The sequence below is a fragment of the Burkholderia cepacia genome (assembly GCF_029962485.1).
In the GTDB taxonomy this organism is placed as follows: Bacteria; Pseudomonadota; Gammaproteobacteria; order Burkholderiales; family Burkholderiaceae; genus Burkholderia.
This window is the reverse complement of sequence record NZ_CP073638.1, coordinates 2,928,254-2,954,195: the sequence shown is the minus strand read 5'-3', so window position 1 is coordinate 2,954,195 and position 25,942 is coordinate 2,928,254. Positions and strand designations below refer to the sequence as shown.

Here is a 25,942-nt window from a genome sequence, read left to right as displayed (position 1 = left end):
AGGGTCAGGACGCCGCGGACAAGAACCCATGCAGGGCATGCGTGGGGCACGGAGCCGCCGCCATGCAGCGTGGATTCCGTCTCGGTCGGACATCGGGAATGGGACGTGCTGGAGGATGCCCGCTTGTCAGACGAAAGAACAGCATCAGAGCGCTCAAAAAACATACGGATCAGCGATTGGGGGCGCGCTTGCGTGCGACGGGTGCCGTGCCCTACTCTTTTTTCAGCAAGGCTTCGAGCGGCCGGGGGGCAGGCATGAAGCGATATGCGGCGCTGGCACAGACGATCGCCGACGCGATCCGGCGCGGCGACCTGGCAGTCGGCGCGCGCATCCCCACCGTGCGCGCCGCGTGCCGCGCATATGGCGTGAGCCCGTCCACCGTGTTTCGCGCGTACTACGCGCTCGAAAGCGAGGGTCTGATCGTCGCGCGAGCCCGCTCCGGATATTTCGTTGCGAACCTGGAAGACAAGCATGTGCGGTTCGGCCACGATCCCCCCCGCAAGCCGGACACCGCGCCAGCCGGCAGCGACGACGACACGCTGCTCCGCCTGCTCGACTCCCTCAAATGCGACGACATCGTCCCGCTCGGCTCGGCATTCGCCAGCTATTCGCTGTTCCCGATGAGCAGCCTGTGGCGCTACATGGCGTCGGCGGCCCGCGGCATGGACCGCACGAAACTGTTGTCGGGATTACCGCCCGGCAATGACGCATTGCGCCGGCAGATCGCGTTGCGTTACCTGAACGCAGGCGCCGCCTTGCCGATGGACGAGATCGTCATCACGACCGGCGCGCTCGAAGCGTTGACGCTCTGCCTGCAGGTGCTGACACGTCCCGGCGACATCGTCGCTATCGAACGGCCGGCATTCCACGCGGTGCTGCACGCTGTCCAGCGCCTGCACCTGAAAGCCGTCGAGATTCCGGTCGACCCGCGCACGGGCCTCGATCTCGATGCACTCGCGCAAGCGCTCGACACGCATCCGGTGCGCGCGTGCTGGTTCATGACGTCGTTCCACAACCCGACCGGCGCGACGTTGACCGACGAGCGCAAGCGCGCGCTGATCGACCTGCTCGCGGCGCGCGGCGTGCCGCTGATCGAGGACGACGTGTACAACGAACTGCATTTCGGCACGGCGCCCACGCGCCCCGCGAAACTGTATGACGACAGCGGGCTCGTCCTGCATTGCGGGTCGTTCTCGAAATGTCTCGCGCCCGGGTTCCGGATCGGCTGGGTCGCGGCCGGGCGCTACGTGCGGCAGATTCGGCAAGCGAAGGGCGCGAGCGCGCCGGCCGCCGACTTGCCCGCACAGCTGGCGATTTCGAGCTACCTGCGCGACGGCGCATACGACCGCTTCCTGCGCAAGCTGAGGCGCAATCTCGCCGCGCACCAGGCGCAGATGCTCGCGGCCGTGCGTGCGTATTTTCCGGCGGACACCGAAGTATTCGCGCCGCGTGGCGGGTATTTCCTGTGGATCGAACTGCCGCCGCGCGTCGATGCGATGCACCTGTTCGACGCTGCGATGGAAAGCGGCGTCAGCATCGCGCCGGGGCCGATCTTTTCCGCGACCGGCGGATTTCGCCGCTACCTGCGGCTCAACTACGGCCGGCCGTGGACGCCGGCCGTCGAGCGCGCGATGGAGACCATCGGGACGCTCGCGGCGCGGCAACGACACAACGGCTAGCGCCAGACGCGCGGCCCGGGACAACCGACATCGTCCTTGCGTTTCACGCGCAAGCGACAAAGAATGAAGCGACAGGTAGCCGCGGACGAACGAATTCCACGCGTCCGATGTTATGGAGAATCACATGAACACCGAACGCGAACGATCGTCGACGTGTGCTTCGTTGATGGCGTCCGCCGGCCGCTGACGATGCGTGTCCTGCCCAACCGGAACGTTCGCACGCGCGATGCATGGCGCGCCGTGTCGAACGCACGCGCCGAATCGCGGCACGCCGCGCGTTGCCGGTGCAGGGAGTGCGGATTCGTCGCGCCCCACGCACTCGAGCGCTGCCCCGCCTGCGGCCAGTGGGACTGGCCGTTCGATCCGATTCGTCATACGACCGACCCTGCGCACGCCGCACAAGCGCCGCATACCGTCCGTTCGTGGTCGTCGCGCGTCGCGCACTCGCTGCGCAACGCGGCGCTCCGGCGGCCGAGTGCATCGAGCGCACCGCTCCTGAGCCTCCTGACACTCGTGCTGCTGGTCGGCGGCTATGTGGTGGTCGACCGCACGTGCAAGGCCGATCCCGTCTGTCGAGGGTCCGGTGCGCCGGCAGCCACTGCGACCGAATCCGGCTTGCATACAGTGAATGAGCCGATGCTGCCGGTATTGCCGACGCCCGCTTTTCCGTTTCATTCGCCCGACGGCACGCCGCAACTGGCGGCCATCCCGCCACACGACGACGCAAACGCCAGCCCGCCTGCCGGCAAGATGCAGGTCGCGCAAGCCACACCGTCGATGCGCGCACCCGACCGGCCACGCGCCAGCGCAGTTCGCGTGGCGGACTGGAAAGGCAGCCGCGATGCCGCGCATCGCACGCATCCGATTCGCCGCGTGAGCCTGCATACCCGCCACGGGCGGTACACCACATCCGGCCACGCAGAGATCGCGAAACTCTATCGCGGCCACTGAGCGCGGAGTCCGGCCGTTCGCGCCGGACGATTCGCTTTCCGAACCGATCTTCGGCCCCCCTCGATCGCGCCGCGCCCGAAACAAAAACGGGCGGCCCGTTTCCGGAGCCGCCCGTTTTCCTTCAGCACGTAGCGTATCGAACGCTAGCGCATCACGCCGCCAGCAACCCGTGCGGGTCGATGACGAATTTGCGCGGCGCGCCGCCGTCGAACTTCTTGTAGCCTTCCGGCGCCTGGTCGAGCGAGATCACTTCGACGTTGACGATCTTCGCGATCGGCAGCCGGTCAAACAGGATCGCCTGCATCAGGTTGCGGTTGTACTTCAGCACCGGCGTCTGGCCCGTGAAGAACGAATGCGACTTCGCCCAGCCGAGGCCGAAGCGGATGCTCAGGCTGCCGTGCTGCGCCGCCTTGTCCTTCGCGCCCGGATCGTCCGTCACGTACAGGCCCGGGATGCCGATCGCGCCGGCCGGCCGCGTGATTTCCATCAGCGAGTTCAGCACCGTCGCGGGCGCTTCCTCCGAGTGGCCCGACGAACCGTGGCCGTGCGCCTCGAAGCCGACGCAGTCGACCGCGCAGTCGATCTCGGGTACACCGAGGATCTGCTCGATCTGCTCGCCGAGCGAAGCGTCCTTCGACAGGTCGACCGTCTCGAAGCCCATCGCACGCGCATGCGCGAGACGTTCCGCATTCATGTCGCCGACGATCGTGACGGCCGCGCCGAGCAGGCGCGCCGATGCGGCGGCAGCCATGCCGACCGGGCCCGCGCCCGCGATATAGACCGTCGAGCCCGGCTTCACGCCCGCGCTCACCGCGCCGTGATAACCGGTCGGCAGAATGTCGGACAGGCAGGTCAGGTCGCGGATCTTCGACATCGCCTGATCGCGGTCCGGGAATTTCAGCAGGTTGAAATCGGCATACGGCACGAGCACGTACTCGGCCTGGCCGCCGATCCAGCCGCCCATGTCGACGTAGCCGTACGCACCGCCGGCACGCGACGGGTTCACGTTCAGGCACACGCCCGTATGCGTGTCCTTGCACATCGCGCAGCGACCGCAGGCGACGTTGAACGGCACCGACACGAGATCGCCGATCTTCAGCGTCTCGACGTCGCGGCCCACTTCGACCACTTCGCCGGTAATCTCGTGACCGAGCACGAGGCCGACCGGTGCGGTCGTGCGGCCACGCACCATGTGCTGGTCGGAGCCGCAGATGTTCGTGCTGACCACTTTCAGGATCACGCCGTGGCCGATCGCGCGGCCGCTCGGGTCGACCATCTTCGGATAATCGATTTTCTGGACTTCGACCTGACCCGGCCCAAGATAGACGACACCTCGATTGCTGCTCATCGTATTGTCTCCATGTCTCGTTGGATGGCGCCGCGGCACGCCGTCTCATGCGGCGCACACGCAACGTGCTGTTCGAGAGTAGTCCCGGAGGCAGGGGCGCCGATGTCTCAAACGCGACATGCGTTTGATCGGCGCCGACATCGATGGCGGAAATACGAAAGTCGGGCGGGAAACGACGGGACGGCGCCGGGCGGGACGCGGGACACGCGCCACGCCGGGAGGCGGACCGGCGCTCGCGGCCGGCCCTTTCCTTTTCCGACGGGTGTCAGCCGCCCTGATTCTCGCGGATGATCGCGACAGCCGCCGCTTCCGCGTCGCTCGCGACGCCGTCGTGCACGCGCGTGCTGACGGCCGGCGTCGGTGGCTCGCTGTCGAGCGCGTGGCCGTTGCGGTCGCGCGTGTCGACCGTCGCGCGCATCGACAGCCCGACGCGCAGCGGATGCGCGGCGAGATCGCGCGAATCGAGCGCGATCACGACCGGCACGCGCTGTACGACCTTGATCCAGTTGCCGGCTGCGTTCTGCGACGGCAGCATCGAGAAGGCGCTGCCCGTACCGGCCGAGAAGCCCTGCACGCGGCCGCGATAGGCGACCCGCGAGCCGTAGAGATCCGACACGACCTCGACCGGCTGGCCGACGCGCATGTGGCGGATCTGCCCTTCCTTGAAATTCGCCTCGATCCACAGTTGGTTGAGCTGCACGACCGACATCAGCGGCACGCCCGGCCCGACCTGCTGGCCGACCTGCACCGAGCGCTGCCCGATCGTGCCGTCGACGGGTGCGACGATCGTCGTTCGTTTCAGGTTCCGGTACGCGAGCTTGAACTGCGCGGCCGCCTGCACGACGGCCGGGCTTTCGTCGACCGGCAGCTTGCTGCCGAGCGCGCGCGCCGCGTCGAGCTGGGCCTGCGCGGCCGCGAGGTTCGCCTGCGCACCGGCCACCGCCGCGCGCGCGCGCGCCAGTTCCTCCGGCGCGACGATCTCGACCGACGCGCCCGAGCGGGCGACGAATGCGCGCTGCGCGAGCGACAGGTCGGCGCGACGCGCATTGACGGCCTCGACGTACATCGTGTTCGAGATCTTCGCGTTCGCGACCTGCCTCACGGCCTGCGCGAGCTGCGCCTTCGCCTGTGCGAACGCGACGGATGCCTCGGTGTCGTCGAGCCGCACGAGCGTCTGCCCGGCGCGCACGGCCTGCGTATCGGCCACCAGCACGTCGGTCACGGCGCCGGGGATCTGCGCGGCGACTTGCACGATGCTGCCCGCGACGTACGCGTCGTCGGTGTCTTCGTAGTAGCGGTCGCTCAGCAGCCAATACGCGATCCACGCGATCGCGGCCAGCAGCACGATCGCGAAGAACACGGTAAAGCGCTTGCGACGCGTCGCGCGGCGCGCATCGAGTGCCGGGTCGGTCTGTGCGGCCGGCGGCGCCGCGGTATGAAGGTTGTCGTGGTGCATCAGTCGCTTTGCGTAACGATCAGTCGATCGTGCTGGAACAGGGGGATCGGCTGGGTGGCCGACGGGACCGGCGCCGCGATCGGCGTCGCCGTGCGCGCGACAACGGGTGTGCCGCGCGGCGTCGCGCCGACGGCCGGCACGCGTGCCGCGTCGTCGGGTCGTCCAGACCCCGCATCCGATGCAGCGACGACCGGCCGGACGGCCGCGCCCTGCGCACGTGCATCGGCCGACGGCCCGGCCACCGATCGGCTCACGGTCGTGGCGGTGGCCGGTGTGGTCGTGATGGCCGCAGTCGCCACGGCGGGCACTGCAGGTGCCGTGGTCGAAGCACCCCGCTTCGCCGCCCCGCTGCGCGCCCGATGCATGACCGGCGTCTGCGCCTGCGCCACCGTTGCGCCCGCATCGAACCCGCCGCCGAGCGCGCCGATCAACCCGACGCGCAGCGTGCGCTGCCGGCCGAGCAACGCAATCATCTGCGTGCGCTCGTCGATCAGCGTGAGATCCGCGACATCGACATCCTTCTGCATCAGCACGCCGCGCCGGTGGCGGTCGGCCGCAATCTGCACGATCTTCTGCGCGGCCGCGACCGCGTCCTGCTGCTGCGTCACGAGCGTCTGCGAGGTCTGCAGCGACGTGACGAGCTGCGCGACCTGCCCGAGCGCATCGTCGACGGTCTTGTTGTACAGCCCGATCGCGACGTCGGCCTGCGCGACGTCCGCGCCGAGCTTCGCCTTCAGCCGGCCGCGATCGAAGATCGGCAACGAGATCGCCGGGCCGACGGAGCCGGCGAGCGAATCGCGCGAGAACAGCGATGCGGGTGTCAGCGCGAACACGCCGCCGAGCGCGACGAGGTTCACGTCCGGATAGAACTGCGCACGCGTCGAATCGGCATTCGCGAACGCGGCTTCGACACGCAGCCGCGCGGCGACGATGTCGGGCCGGCGACCGAGGAGATCGGCCGGCAGGCGCGCGGGCACGGCGCCGCCCGCGAACGCGCCGACGCGCGGCCGCTGCAGCGCGAGCCCGCGCTCGGGACCGCGGCCCGACAGCACGCCGAGCTGCAGTTGCGCAAGCTTGATCTGCTCGTCGTTCAGCGCGATCTGTTCGAGCAGGCGGCTGCGCTTGATCGACGCGTCGCTCGCGTCATACGCGTTGTCGAGGCCGCGCGCGGTGCGCTCGCGCAGCACGGCCGTCACACGCTGGCTGATCTTCAGCTTCTGCTGCAACAGGTCGCGCACCGCGTACGTCTGGTCGAGCTGGCAGTACACGGTGACGATCGCGACGGCGAGTGTCAGCCGTACCTGTTCCGCCTCGACGCCCGCCGCGTCGCGCAGCGACATCAGGCTCTTCGTCGCCGCACGGTTCTTGCCCCACAAGTCGAGCTGGTAGTTCAACCCGACGAAGATCGACGAAGGCGATACGTTCGGATCGCCGAAGATCTGCACCGGCACGCGATAGCCGCCGGCCGTCACGTCGGCGATGTCGCCGGGTTTCGGCATCCGCGCGCGGCTGATCGTCGCGCCGGCCGTGCCCGTGAGCCCGGTCAGCGAATCGAATTGCTGAAGCTGCGCCTGCGCGATGCGCAACCGCGCCTGCGCGACCTGCACATCGGGACTGTTCTGCGACGCCTCGGCCACGAGGTCGTCGAGCTGCGGATCCTGAAGCTGCTTCACCCAATCCGGCGCCGGCCACGCGCCGTTCGCGCCGGGGCCGACCGTATGCGCGAGCGCGTCGCCGGCCGGCGCGCGCAGCGACAGCGACGGCAGGAACCCCGACGGCACGCAGCCCCCCAAGGCGAACAGCATGGCCGCCGCCGCGATCGTCGCGCCGCCCTTCACGCCACGCGCCGAACCCGCCGCTTTCCTCGAATGCCGCATCATCACCCCTGCCGAACGCGCTGCGCACGCGCGGCCAGACGCGGCCGCGTGCGTTCGAGCGGACCGAGCCTGCCGAACAGGCCGTCCGCGACGCCGAACAGGATGCCGGCGAGCTTCGCGCGCTTGTCGCGTTCGACGAGCGCGATCTGCACGACCTGCCATACGGTCAGCAAGTTCGGCACGATCGCCACCGGAAAACGCAACCCGTACTGCATCCCGAGCTGCACCGCATTGCGCGCGCTGTAGTAGCGCCGTTGCCACGAATGATTCATCGACGTCATTTCAAAAGGGCCGATCGCGTGCCGCTGCTTCGCGCCGATCCGGTGCGGCAACACCAGCGACGGCACGACATAGAGCGGCACGTTGCGCGACAGCGCGCGGAAGCTGTATTCGGTGTCGACGTGATCGATGAACAGCGTCTCGTCGAAGCGGCCGAGCAGGTCGAACGCGTCGCGCGACACCACGCAGCCCGACGAGATCAGGAACGCGCAGCGCTGCAGCGGCGCGCCCGGCTCGATGCGCAGGCGGCGCAGCCCGATCCCGTTGGTCGAGAGCTCCGGCAGGAAGCTGCGTGCGTTTTCGTCGAAGATGCGCGGGCCGGCCAGGAACGCGCGCCCGGCCAGCCCCGCGCAGACGTCGCGCATCACCGGGAAATACGCGGCCGGCACCGACGAATCCTGGTCGAACAGCGCGACCGCGTCGATGCGGTCGCGAAACAGCGCCGCAAGCCCCGCGTTGTACGCGCCAGCGATCCCGCCGCGATTGCCGTGATGCAGCAGCGCGATACCCTCCCGCTCGCACAGCTCGCGCGCCCGCGCATCGGGCTGCGGCGTGTTGTCGACGACGAGCAGCGCGTCGCACGCGTGCCGCCATGCGCGGAGCGCATCGAGCTGCGCATCGCTCGGGTGATACAGGATCACGAGTGCGCCGAGTGTCGTCATGGTCTTCTCCTCAATGCCCGAACGACGCGGCTGCGCCGCGCTTCGGCCGCGTCAGCCACATCATCGCCGCGAGTGCGAGACACGTCATGCTCGCCATCCAGAACATGTCGTTGGTCGCCATCATGTACGCCTGCTGCATCACGACCTGGTGCAGCGTCGACAGCTCGCGCACGCCGTCCACGCCCATCGCGTTCAGCGAGTGCACGAAGCGCTGCGTGTTCGCCGATGCGTGCGTGACCGATTGCGAGACGACGTCGTAGTGATAGGTCGCGCGGTTCTCCCACAGCGTCACGCTCATCGCCGTGCCGAACGCGGCGGACAGCGTACGCAGGAAGTTCGACAGGCTCGACGCGGCGGCGAGCCGGTCGTCCGGAATGCGCGACAGCGTCGCGGCGGTCAGCGGAATGAAGAAGCACGGCAGCCCGATCCCCTGGATCAGTCCCGGCGCGGCGATCTGCGCGAACGTCATCTTCAGCGTGAAATGCGCATCCCACGCGAGCACGGCCGCGAACACGAGGAAGCCGAACGTCGCGAGCACGCGTGCGTCGAAACGGTGCGCGTGAATCCCGACGAGAATCGAGAACACGAGCGCGAGCACGCCGAGCGACGCCGTCGCGAGCCCCGCATGAAACGCGTTGTAGCCCATCACGGCCTGCATCCACAACGGGAACACGACGCCGACCACCGAGAAGCTCATCATCCCGAGCGAGATGATCAGCACGCAGAACGAGAACGTGCGGTCGCGAAACAGGCTGAGATCGACGACGGGATGCGCTTCGCCCGCCTCCCAGATCAGCAGCGACACGATCGCGAGCGTCGCGACCACCGCGAGCGTGACGATCAGCGGCGAACCGAACCAGCCACGGTCGTGACCGAGGTCGAGCATCGCCTGCAGCGAACCGACGCCGATCACGAGCAGCACGATGCCCGGCACGTCGACCGGGCCGGCCGCGCCGCGCTGCGCGTCGGGGCGCAGCATCGCGGTGCACACCGCGAACGAGAACAGCCCGATCGGCAAGTTGATCAGGAAGATCCACGGCCACGAGAAGTTGTCGACGATCCAGCCGCCGACCACCGGCCCGAAGATCGGTGCAAGCAGCACCGTCATCGCCCACAGCGCGAGCGCGATCGTGCGTTTGTCCGGCGGGAACGTGCGCAGCAGGATCGTCTGCGACAGCGGCACCATCGGCCCCGAGCACAGACCCTGCAGCGCGCGGCAGATCACCAGCACGTGCAAGTCGCGCGCGAGCCCGCACAGCAGCGACGTCAGCGTGAACAGCAGCACCGCGCCGACGAACAGTCGCAGCTCGCCGACGCGGCGCGCGAGCCAGCCCGTCAGCGGCACCGCGATCGCCGCCGCGACCGAGTACGAGCTGATCACCCATGTGCCCTGGCTGTTCGATACGCCGAGACTGCCGGAGATCGCCGGCACCGCGACGTTCGTCACGGTCGAGTCGAGCACTTCGATGAAGGTCGCGAGCGACAGCGCGAACGTCAGCAGCGCGAGCCGGATGCCGCGCACCGGCTGCGCGGCCGGCGCGGGCGCTGGCGCATCGAACGCGGAAGGGGCGACGGGCCCGTCGTGAAGCGGCGACGCGGTGCTCATGCGCCGGCCGCCGCGACATCGGCCCGCGTGGCCACCCGCCCGCGCTTCGGCACGAATCGTTCGATGAAATCGGCGGCCGCGTCGCAGCCGTCGGGTGCGGCCGCGAGCAGCGCGCGCGTGCGCTTCGCATGCACCGCGAACGCCGGTTCGGCCAGCACGCGCGCGAGCGCCGCGCCGAGCCGCGCGCCATCGACCGGGCCGTCGACGCGCACGCCGCAGCCGTTCACGACGACGCGTTGCGCGTTGTCGAACTGGTCGTGCGCGAACGGCGTGACGACCTGCACGATCCCGGCCTCACACGCGAGCGCCGCGGTGCCGATCCCGCCGTGATGCACGAGCGCGCGGCAACGCGGCAGCAGCGTACGCATCGGCACGAAGCGGCGCACGAGCAGCCGGTCGTCGTGCGACGCTGCATCGTGCGGCGTCAACAGGATCCCGCGCGCGCCGGTCACGCGCAGCGCGTCCGCCACCGCGCGCGCGTATGCCGCGTGATCGACGCGTGTCGAACCGGCCGTGAACACGACCGGGGGCTCACCGGCCGCGAGAAACGCATCGAGTGCCACATCATCGTCAGGTGTCGCAATATCGTTGAACAGCGGAAAACCGCTTTGAAAATGGTTCGACGGCCAGTCGGGCTGCGGCGGCGCGAACCAGCCGGGAAACAGGCACAGCACGCCGTCGGTCGAATGCAGCCAGCGGCCGAGCACGCGCCGCGCGGGCGCGAGCCCGAGATCGCGGCGCACCGCGTCGAGCGCCGGGCCGCACACGCGATCGAGCACCTGCCGCTCGATCAGCGTCATCAGCGCCGACTTCACCGGCAGCGGCCAGCGCGCGGGAATCGTCAGGCGCGGGTGCGTCGGCGGCGCATGCGCGGACAGCAACGTCGAAGGCGACACCTGCACCGACACGTACGGCGTGCCGTGCCGTTCCTGCATGAAACGCGCGGAGAACGCCCACAGCGTGCCGACGAGCACCGTGTCGGCATCGGTCAGCGCATGCAGCGTGTCGTAGTGCGGGCGCAGCGTCGGCGCGATCACCTGCCACAGCGTGCGGAACGACGTGCGCGGATCCCATAGCGCCGGGTTCTCCATCGCCGCGTCGTATTCGGCCGCGGTACCGACCGGCACGAACGCGAACCCGCAGCGGCGCACGGCCGCCTCGAACGGCGCGTGCGTGCAGAACACGACGTCGTGACCGCGCGCCGCGAGCGTGCGCGCGACGCCGAGCAGCGGATGCACGTCGCCTGCCGAGCCGATCGCGGTCACGATCATCTTCGCCATCGCGCGCCTCGCGGGTATCAGTAGAAGCCGGGAATCAGCGCCGCCACTTCGCGGCGGTACTGCGCGTACGCCGGCCCGAAATACCCGGTCAACCAGCTTTCCTCGACGCGCACCTTGTACGCGAGCGACGCGAACACAAGCAGCACGCCGATCGCGCCGCGCCATTCGCCGCCGATCAGCACGGCGCCGACGAGCGCGATCAGGCAGCCCGTGTAAATCGGGTGACGGACCAGCGCATACGGCCCCGTGCGGACGAGCTCGTGGTCTTCCTTCAGCGTGACCGACACGCTCCAGTTCGTGCCGAGATGCAGCCGCGCCCACACCGAGAACAACAGGCCGGCCACCAGCACCGCGAGCCCGCACTGCGCCTGCAGCCCGAAGCGCTGCCAGTCGGGTACGAGCGCCTGCCACGACGGATCGGGCAGGATGATCAACGCGCCGCCGACGATCAGAGGAATCGACTGCAGCGTGCGCGAGCGCGATGCTTCCTTGCGCACGGTCGTCTTCACGCCCTGCGACGTGGCGATCCAGTAGGCGAGCCATGCGGCCCACGGAACGACGATGGCGATGGTCTGAACGATATTCACGGCTGGCCTGCCTCGTTGGGATGGGAATTCGGATGCGCGGGATGGGCCCGGTGCACGACGGTTGGCGTCACGACGACAGCGCATGCATCGGCGCGGGCACACACGCATGCGCGGCCGCGCGCGCCATGCCGGCCGCGACGGACGCCTCGCCGCAGAAGAAGTCGAGCAGCGCGGTGCGCGTGTATTCGCGCTGCGCGCGGCCTTCGATATCGAGGAAATGGCCGGCGTCCGGCACCGTCGCGAACCGCGCGCGCGACACGTGCGCGCCGAGCTGGCGCACGTCGGCCGGCGTCGTGTAATCGTCGCGCTCGCCGTTCAGGAACAGCAGCTCGCAGCCGATGTTCGAAAACTCGCTGAAATAGCGCTCGGGCTGCAGCGACAGGATCTGGTCGACGTGGAACGCGACCTGGTCCTGCTCGTCGCGCGGCAGGCGCGTGAGATACCGGTAGTTGTACAGCTTCATGATGCGCGGCAGGTAGCGACCGACAGTGTCGTTCAGCAGCTGCGCGGCCTTCAGGTTCTCGCCGGCCGAGATGTGGTCGCGGGCACGCGTCACGTAGTCGACCATCGCGTCGTTCAGGAACGGCGAGAACGAGCAGATCGCCGCGCGCCGCACGCTCGGGCACCCGCGCGCGAGCGCGAACAGCGACGCGACGCCGCCCCATGACACCGACACGAGGAACGCCGGCGCGAAATGCTCGACCAGGTACTGGAGGATCGCGGCTTCGTCGTCCTTGGTCAGGATGTAGCAGCCCGGGTTGTGCTGGCGCGACTGGCCCGCATACGGCAGGTCGAAGCAGATCGTGTTCATCCGCTCGCCGAGATACTGGACGGTCTGCCCGAACGATGCGGTCGTCGCGAGCGCGCCGTTGACGAGCATGGCGGTGTCGAACGCCGGGTCGAACACGTTCCGTTCGACGTAGACCTTCAGACCATTCGGTAGCGGGACCACGTGTTTTTCGGTCGGCATCGTCGTTCTCCGGTGAATGCGGCGTCTCGACGTCGCGGCATGCTGCAGGTGCGCAATGGCAGGTGACGGCCTCGTGCGCGGTATGGCATCGCGCCCATTGCCGACGCACCGCGGCAAATGCCGGCGGCGCCCATTCATTCCTCTTGGTGCGGCGCCATACTAATACGGTCGATATTACTTACTCAAGTCATTCCAAGGATCCCCTCTACTCTGTTAGAAAATGCCCATGATTCAAATTTTTTTATCAATTTTTATGGTAGATGGGTTCCCGCGAAAGATATCCGCAATCGTTTGCGCGCAATCGGAGCCAGTGTTCAAAAAATCAATATTTCCCTTTAAATTCAATTTGATACGCCAATTCAATCGTCTGATTGAAACGGTTTCAGGAAAGCCGCGCATCTTCACGATCCGAATTGACAATTTCACATTGCGAATAATCTTGCAGATCTCGACACTCTTTCGATTTGTAATCACGCCGGGAGTAGAAACTTTCCCCTGCATTGCGTCATCTTTTCGGAAACCGTTTTAAACAGATTCCAATTTAATTAACCTTCTTTCAATTCGTTTTTCCGCACCTGCACATGACTGCGGACGCGGCCGGACGCCCCTCGTCGAACACGACTTCATCGTCAGACCCCGCTTTTTGTTGATTGAACGATCAATAAAAAACCGCTAAGCTCTCGACCTACATGGACGGCCCGTCCGGGCGAAGGGAGTCGCGATGCCGAAAGTCGGAATGCGGGAGATTCGCCGCGCACAGTTGATCGATGCCACGTTGCGCTCGATCGACGAAGCGGGCCTGCCCGGCACGACGCTCGCATCGGTCGCGCAACGCGCGAACATCTCGACGGGCATCGTCAGCCACTACTTCGGCGACAAGGACGGCCTGCTCGAAGCGACGATGCGGCACGTGCTGCGCGACCTGTGGTCGGCCACCACGCGCCGCCGTGCGAGCGCGCGCAAGGACCCGCGTTCGCGGCTGCGCGCGATCGCCGCCGCGAACTTCGACGACACGCAGGTCAGCGCGCCCGTGATGAAGACGTGGCTCGCATTCTGGTCGCAGAGCATGCACGACCCGATGCTCAAGCGCCTGCAACACGTCAACACGCGGCGCCTGCATTCGAACCTGTGCGCCGAATTCGCGAAGGCATTGCCGCTTGCAAAGGCGCGCGAAGCCGCCAGCGGCCTCGCCGCGCTGATCGACGGCCTGTGGCTGCGCGGCGCGCTCGCCGGCGGCCCGATCGACACCCGGGCTGCATTGAAGCTCACCCACGATTACATCGACCTGCTGCTCGCGTCCGCCTGACGCGTCACGCAGTCGCCCTCAAGGAGATCCTCATGTCCGTATTCGGTTTGCAGCGCCTCTACATCGGCGGCGGTTACGTCGACGCCACGAGCGGCAAGACTTTCGACACCTTCGACCCCGCCACCGGCGAACTGCTCGCCCAGGTGCAGCAGGCCAGCGCGGCCGACGTCGATCGCGCCGTGGCGTCCGCGCAGGAAGGCCAGCGCGAATGGGCCGCGATGACCGCGATGCAGCGCTCGCGCATCCTGCGCCGCGCGGTCGACCTGCTGCGCGAGCGCAACGACGAGCTCGCGGCACTCGAAACGCGCGACACCGGCAAGCCGATCGGCGAGACGCTCGCAGTCGACATCGTCACCGGCGCGGACGTGATCGAGTACTACGCGGGCCTCGCGACCGCAATCGAAGGGCTGCAGGTGCCGCTGCGCGCCGAGTCGTTCGTCTATACGCGCCGCGAGCCGCTCGGTGTGTGCGCGGGTATCGGCGCGTGGAATTACCCGATCCAGATCGCCTGCTGGAAGACGGCACCCGCACTCGCGGCCGGCAACGCGATGGTGTTCAAGCCGAGCGAAGTCACGCCGCTGACCGCGCTGAAGCTCGCGGAAATCTATACGGAAGCCGGCGTGCCGGCCGGCGTGTTCAACGTCGTGCAGGGCGACGGCTCCGTCGGCGCGCTGCTGACGGGCCACCCGGACATCGCGAAGGTGTCGTTCACGGGCGGCGTCGAGACGGGCAAGAAGGTGATGTCGCTGGCCGGCGCATCGTCGCTGAAGGAAGTGACGATGGAGCTCGGCGGCAAGTCGCCGCTGATCGTGTTCGACGATGCCGACCTCGACCGTGCGGCCGACATCGCGGTGACCGCCAACTTCTTCAGCTCGGGCCAGGTCTGCACGAACGGCACGCGCGTGTTCGTGCACCGCTCGATCAAGGACGCGTTCACGCAGAAGGTGCTCGAACGCGTGAAGCGCATCCGCGTGGGCAAGCCGACCGATGCCGACACCAACTTCGGCCCGCTCGTGTCGGCCGCGCAACTCGACAAGGTGCTCGGCTTCATCGAAAGCGGCAAGACCGAAGGCGCGAAGCTGCTCGCGGGCGGCACGCGCCTGACCGACGGCCACTTCGGCAGCGGCCAGTACGTCGCGCCGACCGTGTTCGGCGATTGCCGCGACGACATGAAGATCGTCCGCGAGGAAATCTTCGGGCCGGTGATGAGCATCCTCGATTTCGAATCGGAAGACGAAGTGATCGCCCGCGCGAACGACACGCACTACGGCCTCGCGGCCGGCGTCGTGACCGAAAACCTGTCGCGCGCTCACCGCACGATCCACCGCCTCGAAGCCGGCATCTGCTGGATCAACACGTGGGGCGAATCGCCGGCCGAGATGCCGGTTGGCGGATACAAGCAATCCGGTGTCGGACGCGAGAACGGCATCACGACGCTCGAGCACTACACTCGAATCAAGTCGGTGCAGGTCGAGCTCGGCCGCTACAACCCGGTGTTTTAAGGATCACGAAAGGAGACTGACCGTCATGACGACACGCGAATACGACTACATCATCTGCGGCGCAGGTTCCGCGGGCAACGTGCTCGCAACGCGCCTGACGGAAGATCCGGACGTCACGGTGCTGCTGCTCGAAGCGGGCGGCCCCGACTACCGCTTCGACTTCCGCACGCAGATGCCGGCGGCGCTGGCCTATCCGCTGCAGGGCCGCCGCTACAACTGGGCGTACGAAACCGACCCCGAGCCGCACATGGACAACCGCCGGATGGAATGCGGCCGCGGCAAGGGGCTCGGCGGCTCGTCGCTGATCAACGGGATGTGCTACATCCGCGGCAACGCGCTCGACTACGACAACTGGTCGACGCACAAGGGCCTCGAGAACTGGACGTATCTCGACTGCCTGCCGTACTTCAAGAAAGCCGAGACGCGCGACGTCGGCCCGAACGACTATCACGGCGGCAGTGGCCCCGTGTCGGTCACGACCAGCAAGCCGGGCGTGAACCCGCTGTTCGAAGCGATGGTCGACGCGGGCGTGCAGGCTGGCTATCCGCGCACCGACGACCTGAACGGCTATCAGCAGGAAGGCTTCGGCCCGATGGACCGCACCGTCACGCCGAAGGGCCGCCGCGCGAGCACCGCGCGCGGCTATCTCGACCAGGCGAAGGTGCGGCCGAACCTCGAGATCGTCACGCACGCGCTCGCCGATCGCGTCCTGTTCGACGGCAAACGCGCATCGGGCGTCACGTACCTGCGCGGCAGCGAACGCGCGACCGCGCATGCGCGCCGCGAGGTGCTGGTGTGCAGCGGCGCGATCGCGTCGCCGCAACTGCTGCAGCGTTCGGGCGTCGGCCCCGGCGCGTGGCTGAAGGAACTCGACATTCCCGTCGTGCTCGACCTGCCCGGCGTCGGCCAGAATCTGCAGGACCACCTGGAGATGTACATCCAGTACGAGTGCAAGGAGCCGGTCTCGCTGTATCCGGCGCTCAAGTGGTGGAACCAGCCGAAGATCGGCCTCGAATGGATGCTGAACGGCACCGGCCTCGGCGCGAGCAACCACTTCGAGGCGGGCGGCTTCATTCGCACGCGCGACGACGATCTGTGGCCGAACATCCAGTATCACTTCCTGCCGGTGGCGATCAACTACAACGGCTCGAACGCGATCGAGATGCACGGCTTCCAGGCACACGTGGGCTCGATGCGCTCGCCGAGCCGCGGCCGCGTGAAGCTGCGCTCGCGCGATCCGAACGACCATCCGAGCATCCTGTTCAACTACATGGCCGAAGCGCTCGACTGGCGCGAGTTCCGCGATGCGATCCGCGCGACGCGCGAGATCATGCGGCAGCCCGCGCTCGACCGCTATCGCGGCCGCGAGCTGAACCCGGGCGCCGACTGCAAGAGCGACAAGGAGCTCGACGCGTTCGTGCGCGCACGCGCGGAGACGGCGTTCCATCCGTCGTGCTCGTGCAAGATGGGTTACGACGATATGGCGGTGGTCGATGAGGAAGGCCGCGTGCACGGGCTCGAAGGGCTTCGTGTGGTCGATGCGTCGATCATGCCGATCATCACGACCGGTAACCTCAATGCGCCGACGATCATGATCGCCGAGAAGATCGCGGACAAGATTCGTGGCAAGCAGCCGCTCGCGCGCGTGGACGTGCCGTACTTCGTCGCGAACGGCGCGCTGGCGCGCAATGTCGCGAAGGCCGTGCGGCAACCGGAAACGGTCTGACGACGGCGGGCACACTGCCCGAACTGCGATGGCGTCCTGACGAAACGCCGCCGACCGCGATGGTCGGCGGCGTTTTGCATTGATCCGTCAGCCGCTGTTCACTTCCTGCCGCAACCGCTCGACATCCACGTGCTTCAGGTAATTCGTGATGTTCTGCCAGATCGGATGGAACCCGTAGCCGCCGTGCTGCAGCTCGTCGAGCGCCTGCTCGCGCGTCCAGCCCTGGTACACCATCCGGTACAGCGCGGAGACGAGACCGGTGCGATCGGCGCCGTGCTGGCAATGGATCAGCACCGGGCCGTCCTGGTCGGCCGTTCGCAGCGCCTTCAGCGCGGTGACCATGTCTTCGTCGCGAATGTCCCAGGTGTTGATCCGGATGCGCTGCATCTTGATCTGCGTGCCGGCCAGAATCGTGTCGTCCGCATGAAACGAACGGAAGCTGATGACCTTGCGGATGCCGAGCTTCTGCAGCTCAGGTACGTCCGCGCGCGACAGCTGCGCGCTGCGGTACAGCGTCGGCGTGATGCGATGCAGGTTGTTCACGTGCGCATCGACCACGCTCTGCGCCCACTTGATCGGCCGGGCCGGCACTTCGGAGGCCGGGTCCGCATGGGCCGGCTGCACGAGCCCGGCGAGCGTGACGGCGAGCGTGACGGCGAGCGAGGCAATGAAGGCGATTTTCATGTCGGTTCAATAGAATGCGTGCTTGCGCTCGCGGGACAGGACGAACAGCACGATCGCGGCCGCGCTCATGGTCCAGTAGTCGGTCGGCGCCACGCCCAGCCAATGGATATGCCACGGCACGTTGGCCGGAGTGAAGCGGGCCAGGCCGTAAGCCGGATTCAGCACGAACCACAGGAAATCCTCGGTCAGCCAGAACACCATGATGCACGCAACGATCCGCGCTTCGATGCGCCACGACCACCGCGCGTTGAAGATGGGCGGCAGGTGGAAGAACAGCGCGACGAACGGGAACACCCATGCGTGGTAGCCGGTCATCGGCCGCCCGCCCCAGAAGATGTCGAGCAGCCAGTGATGCTCGATGCGCCAGGTCGGCAGGTTCGCGGCCCAGCCCGCGCTGCCCTCGATCTGGATCTCGACGTTCGCGAAGAAGTACGCGAGCAGCATGACCCAGGCAACGACGAACAGCGTATGGCGCGTCGGGACGAAACGCGCAACGCTCATGCGGCAGGCTCCAGGCCCAGCACGCGGTCGAGCACGAAACGGCCGGCCAGCGGCCGCCCGAGCGGCGCGAGACGGCGGCGCATGTCAGCCAGGCGCTCCGGTGCCTGCAGCAGCGCGCGGATCCGGTAGACGAGCGCGTCGTCGTCGATGGCCTTCAGCGCGACGCCCTGTTCGAGCAGGAAATCCGCGTTGCGCTCTTCCTGGCCCGGGATAGGCGAATTGACGATCATCGGCAACTGCATCGCGAGGCATTCGGACGTCGTCAGGCCGCCCGGCTTCGTGATCACGAGATCGGCGCACGCCATCAGGCGTTCGACCTGCTGCGTGAAGCCCTGCGGAAAGAGCCGCCCCGAATGCCGCGCGGCGAGTGCCTGCAGCGACGCGAGCATCGCCTGGTTCTTGCCGGCCAGCGCGATCAGCTGGAAATCGGCGTCCATCTCGAGCAACCGCGCGGCCAGCACGTCGAGCCCGCCGAGGCCGGCGCCGCCGGACATCATCAGGAACGTCCGGCGCGCGGGATCGAGGCCGAACTCGGCCGCGCAAGCCGCGCGATCGAGCGGCTGGCCGAACGCCGGCATGATCGGGATGCCGCTGACGTGCACCGTTTCCGGCGCCATGCCGCGTGCGTGCATGCGCCACGCAATCTCGTCGTTGGCCGCGAAGTAGCCGCGCATGTGCGGCACGACCCACATGCTGTGCAGGTCGAAATCGGTGACCTGCACCCACACTGGCGTATCGATGCGCGCCTTGCGAATCTCGCGCGACAGCAGCTCGGCCGGCAGGAAATGTGTGCAGATGATCGCGTCCGGGCGCTGCCGCTCGATCTCCGCGAGCAGCTGGCGGCAGTTGAGCCGCTCGATCGCGCGCCGGATCTTCTGCGACGCGGCGGCCGGATCGGCCTCGTCGGTCTTCTGGTACAGGTAGCCCCACAGCGCCGGCTGGCTGCTGACGAGCTTGATGTAGAGATCGGTGTACAGCTTGCGAAAGCCGGTGGACACGAAATCCATCACGTCCAGGTGGGTGGCTTCGATGCCGGCCGGATGGTGGTCGGCGAATGCGCGAATCGCTTCGGCCGCACGCGTATGCCCGGCGCCGGCGCTGACGCTCAAGAGCAGGATTTTCTTGTTTTGCTTTGACATCTGACTGACCGTTTCGATGATGGTGGCCCGGATGCGGGTCGGCCACGGCGCGCTGGCGCGGCGGCGTCTTGCATCCGGCTTTCAACAAGCCTGGCGGATCTTCAGCGGTGCGGGCAGGCGGCCGGCTCGGCCCGGTCGATCGCCCGCATCGTCTGCGGAATCATACTGCGTCCGGTCGACGGGGTTCGGAACGGGCGGTGGCACGCGGGCAACCAGGTGGGGGTGGTGTGCGATCGCGCATGGACGCCGACGGTGTGACGCCCCGCTCGCGCGTGCGAACGGGGTTCGGTATTTCTTCTACACGAGCGTGGCGCTCGCGCGGGGTGATTCCTGTCGTCTCGTTTCGGCAAAGGCTTTGCGTCAGCCGGCCTTGCCCTCGCCTTCGCCGAACCGGGAGATCGCGACGGCCCGCGTCCGCATCCGCTTCCCGCGGACAATCGGGTTCCAGCGCGACGTCAGGCTCATCGCGTCGCGCAGGCGCTCGAACGCGGCATCCTCCTTCGCCCCGAAGCGGCTGACCGCCGGCCACGCGAGTACGTGATCCAGCCACGTTTGCCATGTGTCGCCGTGGAAACGGTGGCCGATTTCGCGCACAGCGTCCGGTGCCGCGATCACGATGCCTGCCAGCAGGTAGTGGGCCCAGAAGCTGCCCGCGCCGACAAGTCGGTCGAGCCGGCACACGGAAAGTGCCGCGAGCAGCCCGTCCGCGGAGGCAAGATCGGCACGATGCGCGCGGATCGCCCGGGCAACGAGGTTATGCCGACCGCCGTACGCGGCAATCGACACGCCATTCCCGGCGGCAAGCTCGGCCGAGAACATCGCGAGCGCAGCCATCTCGTCGATGCGCGCCGCGTCGCCGCGCGGGCCGCCTATGCGCAGCACGATCGCGTCGATGACGGTACCGGGGCCGGTCGCCGCGTCCGTGCTCGTTGCCGCGATAGCGCTCAGTCGTTCTCTCAGGTTCTTCGCAGGCGGCGTCTCGCCGTGTCTGTCTTGTTCGTGGGCGATGCGTCCGCCAACGTCTTCGCCGCTGTATTCGATACCGCCGGCAATCCGTTCGAGTGCGGCCCAGCCGACGTCGGGATCGTCGAATGCACACGCATCGATCACGCCGTGCGCGGTGTCGAATACGGCGCGCGAGCCGGGGCAGCTGCGTTCGGCTTCGGCGAGTTGCTGCGCGGAAGGGACATGCGAGCACGCCCCGAGCGGATCGGCCGGGTCGCATGCGCAACCGCCGCCGTCCGTTGCGATCCACGGGACGAGCCGGTGAAGGATCGCAGCAGCTTCGTGAGACAGGTCGGCACCTGCCCGCATGCGTATCGCGTGCGACGCGACGACGGTCGTGTCGCCGGCGTCGCCCGCCGGCGCCGCGCAAGCAGTCGTGTCGAGATGGTCGATCAGGTACCGCAGCCACGCAGCCGTGCGCAGCCGGTCAGGCGTCGCACCGCGGGCCTCGCCATACTTTGCTGGATCGGTAAGCATGGGTCTTCCGGGATAGTTCTGGCCAATTGGAATTGTGTTGTTTCAACCGAATCGGACGACGAGGTAAGTCGCACCGCTACTGCGAGACCACACGCATCGGGTCGCGACACGTGCGGCCATCTTGATATATGGCGGCCTTCAACGAAAAACACGACCGCTCCGGCGAATGCGTCCACCCGCCGCGCCGATACATGCGACGGCACGAACCCATCAAAGCCGCGGAAACCCGCCGCGCAACCCGCACGGCCCTCGCGCGCAGCGGGCACTCGCTTCGATCCGCGACGCTTACTGCACGTGGAACTTCGGCGACGTCAGGACCGTGCCGCTCACCGTGCAATCCGGCGTCAGGGCGGACTTGTCGAACGTCAGCGACGAGTTCGCATCGGTCCACGCCGTCACGACCTTGCTCGGCCCACAGGTGCCGAGCAAGGTGACGTTCACCTTCACGTTGTTGATCGACAACTGCGTCGTGCTGTCGGCCTGGCCCGTCCACGGCGACGTACTGCTTGCGCTGCCGCTGATCAGCGAACAGGTCGCGCCGCCCGTGAACGTCGTCGACGTGATGTTGACGATGCCGGTCGACGTGATCGTGCCGTTGAAGGTCGCGCTACAGCCTGCACTGATCGATCCCTTGCTGAGATTCGTGAGCCCCGTCGCCGAGAACGGCTCGCCGTTCGGATTCATCGGCTGGCCGTCGGCACGCGAGACGGTGACGGCGAAAGCAGGCGCGGCCGAGACCGCGGTGAAAGCCACTGCAGCAACAAGCGATACGATTTTGCGAATGCTCATTTGAACTGCCCCCTCTCTTCACAAATGGCGGCACGCCGCCAGGAACGCGACCGCCCGGCCGGAACGATCCGGCCAGCCGGTCGCAGGAAGCCGCCGGCACGCGTCATGCGCGCCGGTCGGCTCAGAACTTGTAGGAAATCCCGACGAACGTGATCAGCGGATCGGCCTTCAGCCGCGTGCGCGTGGTCGCGAGCGTCGACCCGTCGGCCGCCTTGATCACCAGCGACGAGTAGGTCTTCAGCGGCATGTAGGTCAGCGTCGCCGTCAGCCCCCAGTGCTTGTCGATCGCATAGCTCGCGCCGACGTTGTAGACCGGCGTGAACGACGACGACGCCTTGCCCTCGACCGAAGTCGGCCCCGGCTTGCCGGCGCCGGCCGCGAGCACGCTGCCGAGGTTCTGGTTGATGTCTCTCGCGAAGTTGCCGTTCAATTCGATGTTGCTGAACCAGCTGTAGGCCACGCCGATCCCGACGAACGGCCGGAACCGTGCCGTCGACGAGTTGAAGTAGTACTGCAGGATGATCGTGGGGCTCCACTGCCGTGCGTTCTTTACGGCCGGCTGGTTCGCCGGATCATCCATGTTGACGCTGCCGAGCGCACCGGCCGGGCCGGGCGGTTTGATCGTGCCGTGCCCGGTCAGCGTGAACTCGGGCGGCACACCAAGCACCGACGTCACCGCGATGTGGTCGGTGAAGAAGTGCGTGAGCGTGAGGCCGACCGTATCGGCGTTATTGACGGTCAGGCTCGTGCCCGGTGACGTGAACGACCCGGGCAGGCGCAGCGGCCCGTTGATCGGCATGCTGGCGAGATTCGTCGTGAGCCCGTTGGTCGAATCCTGCGGCATGATGTGCAGCCAGCCCAGCGTCGCGACGTTGTCGCCCGCCTGCTGGGCCGATGCGAGCGTCGATACGCCTGCGACGACACCCGCGACAATCAGCTTCTTCATGAAGTCTCCTTCTCATTCTGTCCGGGCGCCGCGCACCTTCGCGCGGCGCCGCCGTGTCTCCATCCAGGCGTGCGTTACTGCACGAACGCGCCGACCGTGAAGTACGGGTTGCTCGTATCGGCCATGTCGAGGAACCCGAACACGCCGCCGGTGAACACGAACTTGCCGGTCGCCGGCCCCGACGCCGCGTCCGCATGCACGGTCGTCACGACGCCCGGCACCTTCTGCGTGTAGTCGAGATTCAGCGCGCGCGTGAGCGCGGCCTGCGACGCGTTGAACGGATCGAGCAGCGTGGCTTGTGCGCCGATGAGCGCGGTCGCACGGTAGTTGAACGCACTGTCGACGCCCGTGTACTCGCCGTCCTGCGAGCCCTGCGCGATCGGCGTCTGCGGGCCCAGGAACGAGATGCCCGATTCGTCGTCCGCGCTCGGCGGGCCCTGCGTGAGGTCCGCATTCGCGGCGCCGGTGCGGATGAAGATCGGCACGAGCTGGTTGCGCAGCTTGCCGACGATCAGGATCCCCTTGCCGGCTTTCGCCGGATCGAGCGCGGCGAGCGTCGGCGGAATCTGCGGCTGGTAGTTGAGCGACTGGAACGCCGGTGCATCCGGGCGCAGCGTGAACGGCTGGTTCACGGTCGCGCTCGAGGCGAGCGGCTGCCCGCCATTTTTCTTGCCGAAGTTGTCGGTTTCCGTATAGCTGCCGTCCGCGTTGATCGTCACCTTCTGGTCGAGCGCCACCGGCTGGAAGTTCTGCGACGGCACCTGGTGATAGCCGAGCTGGTTGTACGTACCGGCGATCTTCGTCAGGTCGGTTTCCAGCGACGAGAAGCTGATGAACGGGTAGTACGGGAATGTCGTCTTCGGGATCTTGCCGACGCCGATCACGCCGTCGAACTGGATCGTCGCACCGGGGATCGCGCCGCCCAGCACGCCTTCGCCGAGGAACAGCCGCGCGGGCCGGGTCGGATCGAGGCTCGCGTTCTGCATCCGGAACGTGCACTGGTTCAGCTTCACCGTCGGCAGCCCCGTTTCGTCGGCCAGCGTGCCGTCGACCACATTGGCGGGCGCCATGTCGCGCGTCGGCTGCACGGTGCCCGTGGTGGTCGGCACCGGCGACGCGAGGTAGGTCATCCGGTACGTCATCTTCGTCGTGTCGAGCTGCACTTTCACGAGCTCGCCCGATCCCGAACCGCCGATGAACACCGTGTTGTAGTCGATCGTCTGCGGGCACAGCCGGACCACCGGCGCGGGAGGCGGGTCGCCGTCTCCGCCGCATGCCGCCAGCACGGGCGCGAGCGACGCCGCGGCCATCCAATGTTTCAAATTCATAGGAATCCTCTTGAAATTCGATTCGCCGGCGGCGACGCATGCGCCGCCGGTGTTACGTGTTCAATGCAGGGTTACTGGACGAACGCGCCGACCGTGAAGAACGGGTTGACCTTGTTGTTGTTGACGACCATCGCGTAGACGTTTCCAGCCGTCACGAGCCAGCCCGTGTCGCCCTTGCTGAAGATCGCCACGTTGCCGTTCGCACCCTTCGCGTTGAAGTCCTGCGTGGCAGTCACCTTGATCTTGCCGGGCGTGGCCTGCGTATAGTCCAGCGCGAACTGTGAGCTCACCGACGACGTCTGCGGATCGATGAACGCAGCGGTATTGCCCTGGAACAGCGTGGACGTATAGTTCGCGGCCATCGTCGACACGGCAGTGCCATCGTTGCAACTGCCTGCTTCCGAATAGAATGCGTTATTGGCGAAGATCCCGGGCAGGTCAGGGTGCGGCACGTTTACGTTGAAGCTCGGCCCTCCCGTCGCCACCTTGTTCCCCTGGCCACTGGATGTCACGATGCCGCATGCGGATGCGCTGGTCGCGCCGATATAACCGCCCTTCAGGGAATTCGCGGCAACTGCTTTTGTCGACGACAGCATCGAGATGCCGACTTCGGCATCGGCGACCGATGCGAGCAGATTGACCGTATCGACGTGCGTGTAGCCGACACGAATCACTACCGGCACCAGTATTCCGTTCAGATTGCCGACGATCATGATGCCTTTTGCCTGGCTCGGTGCAATGATCAGCGTCGAACTCTGCCCCGCAATCGGATACCCCTGCGATACCGGATTGCTCACGAATACATTGTCTGCCGATCCGTCCGCGTTCTTGCGCTGAGTCCACGGCGTCCCGGTCGTCTGACACGAGTAGTCGCTGCCCTGCGTGATCGTGCACGAACCGTCCGCATTGAATGTCTGGTTCCAGTTGACAACGTCAGACTCCCAGCCGACTGGCCCGGTCGGGCTCTGACCATCACCGCCGATCGGCGACAGATGGATGCCGACCTCGTTGTAGTTGCCCGCCACTTTCGTGAAGTCGGTTTCGGTGTCGGTGAAGCCGATGAACGGATAGAAATCGAAGGTGCGCGATGGTACGACGCCGAGCGTGATGCCCGGGAGCAGCGGGATACCCGCGAACGCGATCGTCGCCCCTGGAATCCCGCCGCCCACCACGCCATTGCCGACGAACAGCATCGGCGGGTCCGTGCGCTTGATCGTCACCGAGTACGCGCCGTCGCTCGTCGCGCCGCTGTCGAGCACGAACGCGCAGCGATTCTGCTCGGCCGTCGGGAGATTGGTCGGATGATGGAATGCGCCGCTGATCGTCAGGCCCGCACGCGTGTTGTTGACTTGCCCGGCCGATGTCGGCACCGACGATTCGATGAACTGCATCTGATAGGTGAGCTTCGTCGTGTCGAACTTCACCTTCACGTATTCGCCGCTGCCGGCGCCGCCCGTGTAGGTCGTCGTGTAGTCGAGCGCGTCCGGACACAGCTTCGTCACGACCGGCGGCGTCGTTTCCGCGCCGCTCGGCCCGCACGCGCTGCCCGAGCACTGCGGCACGTTGATCGGCCCCGGATCGTCGCCGCCGCCGCAACCGGCGACGAACGGCAGCGCCAGCACCGCGCACGACAGAATCGCCTTCCGCCATTCAGGAATGCAAATCATCAACCCCTCCTTTTCAGGTACGACAAGTCTCGTCCGGCCGGGCTGCATGGCCCGCCGGTTGGTATCGCGCCGCCGCACGAACGCGCGGCGCATGACGGTGCGCGCAAGACCGCCGCGATGCCGGTCAGGCAAATGCGGCACGGGCCGCGGCGGCAGACAAGCGCGCTCCCGCGGCGC

General features: G+C 67.1%; 21 protein-coding genes. 5 read left to right on the top strand and 16 right to left on the bottom strand.

The window, feature by feature from the left end; all coding sequences use genetic code 11:
• Window positions 1–254 precede the first annotated feature (254 nt).
• Entirely contained in the window at window positions 255–1,679 is a 1,425-nt protein-coding gene (locus KEC55_RS29685; RefSeq protein ID WP_282508632.1) for a PLP-dependent aminotransferase family protein, read from the top strand.
• Between the two features lie 189 nt (window positions 1,680–1,868).
• Complete coding sequence (locus KEC55_RS29680; protein WP_282511466.1) at window positions 1,869–2,630, top strand: hypothetical protein; 762 nt, start codon at window positions 1,869–1,871, stop codon at window positions 2,628–2,630.
• A 151-nt stretch (window positions 2,631–2,781) separates the two neighbouring features.
• On the opposite strand, the gene fdhA is transcribed toward KEC55_RS29680, so the two are convergent.
• The 8 genes from fdhA to KEC55_RS29640 form a co-directional block, all read right to left on the bottom strand.
• Window positions 2,782–3,978 carry a formaldehyde dehydrogenase, glutathione-independent gene (gene fdhA, locus KEC55_RS29675; RefSeq protein WP_059239222.1) on the bottom strand — a complete coding sequence of 399 codons (1,197 nt, stop codon included), beginning with the start codon at window positions 3,976–3,978 and terminating at the stop codon, window positions 2,782–2,784.
• 265 nt (window positions 3,979–4,243) lie between these two features.
• Window positions 4,244–5,434, bottom strand: a complete 1,191-nt coding sequence (locus KEC55_RS29670; protein ID WP_282508631.1) for an efflux RND transporter periplasmic adaptor subunit — start codon at window positions 5,432–5,434, stop codon at window positions 4,244–4,246.
• Entirely contained in the window at window positions 5,434–7,311 is a 1,878-nt protein-coding gene (locus tag KEC55_RS29665; protein ID WP_282511464.1) for an efflux transporter outer membrane subunit, read from the bottom strand. The genes KEC55_RS29670 and KEC55_RS29665 overlap by 1 nt, the downstream gene beginning before the upstream one ends.
• 2 nt (window positions 7,312–7,313) lie before the next feature.
• On the bottom strand, window positions 7,314–8,252 hold the full coding sequence (locus tag KEC55_RS29660; RefSeq protein WP_176048384.1) for a glycosyltransferase family 2 protein: 939 nt from the start codon (window positions 8,250–8,252) through the stop codon (window positions 7,314–7,316).
• A 10-nt stretch (window positions 8,253–8,262) separates the two neighbouring features.
• Window positions 8,263–9,858 (bottom strand): DHA2 family efflux MFS transporter permease subunit, encoded by a 1,596-nt coding sequence (locus tag KEC55_RS29655; RefSeq protein WP_282508630.1) that lies wholly within the window; start codon window positions 9,856–9,858, stop codon window positions 8,263–8,265.
• Window positions 9,855–11,138 (bottom strand): glycosyltransferase, encoded by a 1,284-nt coding sequence (locus KEC55_RS29650; protein ID WP_282508629.1) that lies wholly within the window; start codon window positions 11,136–11,138, stop codon window positions 9,855–9,857. The genes KEC55_RS29655 and KEC55_RS29650 overlap by 4 nt, the downstream gene beginning before the upstream one ends.
• A 17-nt stretch (window positions 11,139–11,155) precedes the next feature.
• A complete protein-coding gene (locus tag KEC55_RS29645) occupies window positions 11,156–11,725 on the bottom strand; it encodes a methyltransferase family protein (RefSeq protein ID WP_282508628.1) in 570 nt (189 codons plus the stop codon).
• Between the two features lie 67 nt (window positions 11,726–11,792).
• Window positions 11,793–12,695, bottom strand: coding sequence for an alpha/beta fold hydrolase (locus tag KEC55_RS29640; RefSeq protein ID WP_282508627.1), 903 nt, complete (start codon window positions 12,693–12,695; stop codon window positions 11,793–11,795).
• Between the two features lie 721 nt (window positions 12,696–13,416).
• Here KEC55_RS29640 and betI point away from each other — a divergent pair.
• Genes betI through betA form a run of 3 tightly spaced genes read left to right on the top strand, consistent with a single transcriptional unit; the run spans window position 13,417 to window position 17,229 of the window.
• Window positions 13,417–14,001, top strand: coding sequence for a transcriptional regulator BetI (gene betI / locus KEC55_RS29635; RefSeq protein WP_282508626.1), 585 nt, complete (start codon window positions 13,417–13,419; stop codon window positions 13,999–14,001).
• A 32-nt stretch (window positions 14,002–14,033) separates the two neighbouring features.
• Window positions 14,034–15,503: a betaine-aldehyde dehydrogenase gene (gene betB / locus KEC55_RS29630; protein WP_282508625.1), complete on the top strand. Its 1,470-nt coding sequence runs from the start codon at window positions 14,034–14,036 to the stop codon at window positions 15,501–15,503.
• 25 nt (window positions 15,504–15,528) lie between these two features.
• On the top strand, window positions 15,529–17,229 hold the full coding sequence (gene betA, locus KEC55_RS29625) for a choline dehydrogenase (RefSeq protein WP_282508624.1): 1,701 nt from the start codon (window positions 15,529–15,531) through the stop codon (window positions 17,227–17,229).
• An 87-nt stretch (window positions 17,230–17,316) separates the two neighbouring features.
• On the opposite strand, the gene KEC55_RS29620 is transcribed toward betA, so the two are convergent.
• The 8 genes from KEC55_RS29620 to KEC55_RS29585 all read right to left on the bottom strand — a co-directional run bounded on the left by KEC55_RS29620 (window position 17,317) and on the right by KEC55_RS29585 (window position 25,765).
• On the bottom strand, window positions 17,317–17,913 hold the full coding sequence (locus KEC55_RS29620; RefSeq protein WP_282508623.1) for a dual specificity protein phosphatase family protein: 597 nt from the start codon (window positions 17,911–17,913) through the stop codon (window positions 17,317–17,319).
• A gap of 6 nt (window positions 17,914–17,919) precedes the next feature.
• A complete protein-coding gene (locus tag KEC55_RS29615; RefSeq protein WP_282508622.1) occupies window positions 17,920–18,414 on the bottom strand; it encodes a hypothetical protein in 495 nt (164 codons plus the stop codon).
• A complete protein-coding gene (locus KEC55_RS29610) occupies window positions 18,411–19,553 on the bottom strand; it encodes an MGDG synthase family glycosyltransferase (protein ID WP_282508621.1) in 1,143 nt (380 codons plus the stop codon). The genes KEC55_RS29615 and KEC55_RS29610 overlap by 4 nt, the downstream gene beginning before the upstream one ends.
• Window positions 19,554–19,913: 360 nt before the next feature.
• Window positions 19,914–21,035, bottom strand: coding sequence for a hypothetical protein (locus KEC55_RS29605; protein ID WP_282508620.1), 1,122 nt, complete (start codon window positions 21,033–21,035; stop codon window positions 19,914–19,916).
• A gap of 285 nt (window positions 21,036–21,320) precedes the next feature.
• Window positions 21,321–21,824, bottom strand: a complete 504-nt coding sequence (locus KEC55_RS29600) for an activator protein (protein WP_282508619.1) — start codon at window positions 21,822–21,824, stop codon at window positions 21,321–21,323.
• A gap of 121 nt (window positions 21,825–21,945) precedes the next feature.
• Window positions 21,946–22,770: an OmpW/AlkL family protein gene (locus tag KEC55_RS29595; protein WP_282508618.1), complete on the bottom strand. Its 825-nt coding sequence runs from the start codon at window positions 22,768–22,770 to the stop codon at window positions 21,946–21,948.
• Window positions 22,771–22,844: 74 nt separating this feature from the next.
• Entirely contained in the window at window positions 22,845–24,098 is a 1,254-nt protein-coding gene (locus KEC55_RS29590) for a DUF2957 domain-containing protein (RefSeq protein WP_282508617.1), read from the bottom strand.
• Window positions 24,099–24,169: 71 nt separating this feature from the next.
• Complete coding sequence (locus tag KEC55_RS29585) at window positions 24,170–25,765, bottom strand: DUF2957 domain-containing protein (RefSeq protein ID WP_282508616.1); 1,596 nt, start codon at window positions 25,763–25,765, stop codon at window positions 24,170–24,172.
• Window positions 25,766–25,942: the final 177 nt, after the last annotated feature.

Excerpts from the sequence above, each read along its gene's own strand:
- KEC55_RS29685 (WP_282508632.1), top strand. The coding sequence starts at position 255 with ATGAAGCGATATGCGGCGCTGGCACAGACGATCGCCGACGCGATCCGG.
- KEC55_RS29680 (WP_282511466.1), top strand. The coding sequence starts at position 1,869 with ATGCGTGTCCTGCCCAACCGGAACGTTCGCACGCGCGATGCATGGCGC.
- fdhA (WP_059239222.1), bottom strand. The coding sequence starts at position 3,978 with ATGAGCAGCAATCGAGGTGTCGTCTATCTTGGGCCGGGTCAGGTCGAA.
- KEC55_RS29670 (WP_282508631.1), bottom strand. The coding sequence starts at position 5,434 with ATGCACCACGACAACCTTCATACCGCGGCGCCGCCGGCCGCACAGACC.
- KEC55_RS29665 (WP_282511464.1), bottom strand. The coding sequence starts at position 7,311 with ATGCGGCATTCGAGGAAAGCGGCGGGTTCGGCGCGTGGCGTGAAGGGC.
- KEC55_RS29660 (WP_176048384.1), bottom strand. The coding sequence starts at position 8,252 with ATGACGACACTCGGCGCACTCGTGATCCTGTATCACCCGAGCGATGCG.
- KEC55_RS29655 (WP_282508630.1), bottom strand. The coding sequence starts at position 9,858 with ATGAGCACCGCGTCGCCGCTTCACGACGGGCCCGTCGCCCCTTCCGCG.
- KEC55_RS29650 (WP_282508629.1), bottom strand. The coding sequence starts at position 11,138 with ATGGCGAAGATGATCGTGACCGCGATCGGCTCGGCAGGCGACGTGCAT.
- KEC55_RS29640 (WP_282508627.1), bottom strand. The coding sequence starts at position 12,695 with ATGCCGACCGAAAAACACGTGGTCCCGCTACCGAATGGTCTGAAGGTC.
- betI (WP_282508626.1), top strand. The coding sequence starts at position 13,417 with ATGCCGAAAGTCGGAATGCGGGAGATTCGCCGCGCACAGTTGATCGAT.
- betB (WP_282508625.1), top strand. The coding sequence starts at position 14,034 with ATGTCCGTATTCGGTTTGCAGCGCCTCTACATCGGCGGCGGTTACGTC.
- betA (WP_282508624.1), top strand. The coding sequence starts at position 15,529 with ATGACGACACGCGAATACGACTACATCATCTGCGGCGCAGGTTCCGCG.
- KEC55_RS29620 (WP_282508623.1), bottom strand. The coding sequence starts at position 17,913 with ATGAAAATCGCCTTCATTGCCTCGCTCGCCGTCACGCTCGCCGTCACG.
- KEC55_RS29615 (WP_282508622.1), bottom strand. The coding sequence starts at position 18,414 with ATGAGCGTTGCGCGTTTCGTCCCGACGCGCCATACGCTGTTCGTCGTT.
- KEC55_RS29610 (WP_282508621.1), bottom strand. The coding sequence starts at position 19,553 with ATGTCAAAGCAAAACAAGAAAATCCTGCTCTTGAGCGTCAGCGCCGGC.
- KEC55_RS29605 (WP_282508620.1), bottom strand. The coding sequence starts at position 21,035 with ATGCTTACCGATCCAGCAAAGTATGGCGAGGCCCGCGGTGCGACGCCT.
- KEC55_RS29600 (WP_282508619.1), bottom strand. The coding sequence starts at position 21,824 with ATGAGCATTCGCAAAATCGTATCGCTTGTTGCTGCAGTGGCTTTCACC.
- KEC55_RS29595 (WP_282508618.1), bottom strand. The coding sequence starts at position 22,770 with ATGAAGAAGCTGATTGTCGCGGGTGTCGTCGCAGGCGTATCGACGCTC.
- KEC55_RS29590 (WP_282508617.1), bottom strand. The coding sequence starts at position 24,098 with ATGAATTTGAAACATTGGATGGCCGCGGCGTCGCTCGCGCCCGTGCTG.
- KEC55_RS29585 (WP_282508616.1), bottom strand. The coding sequence starts at position 25,765 with ATGATTTGCATTCCTGAATGGCGGAAGGCGATTCTGTCGTGCGCGGTG.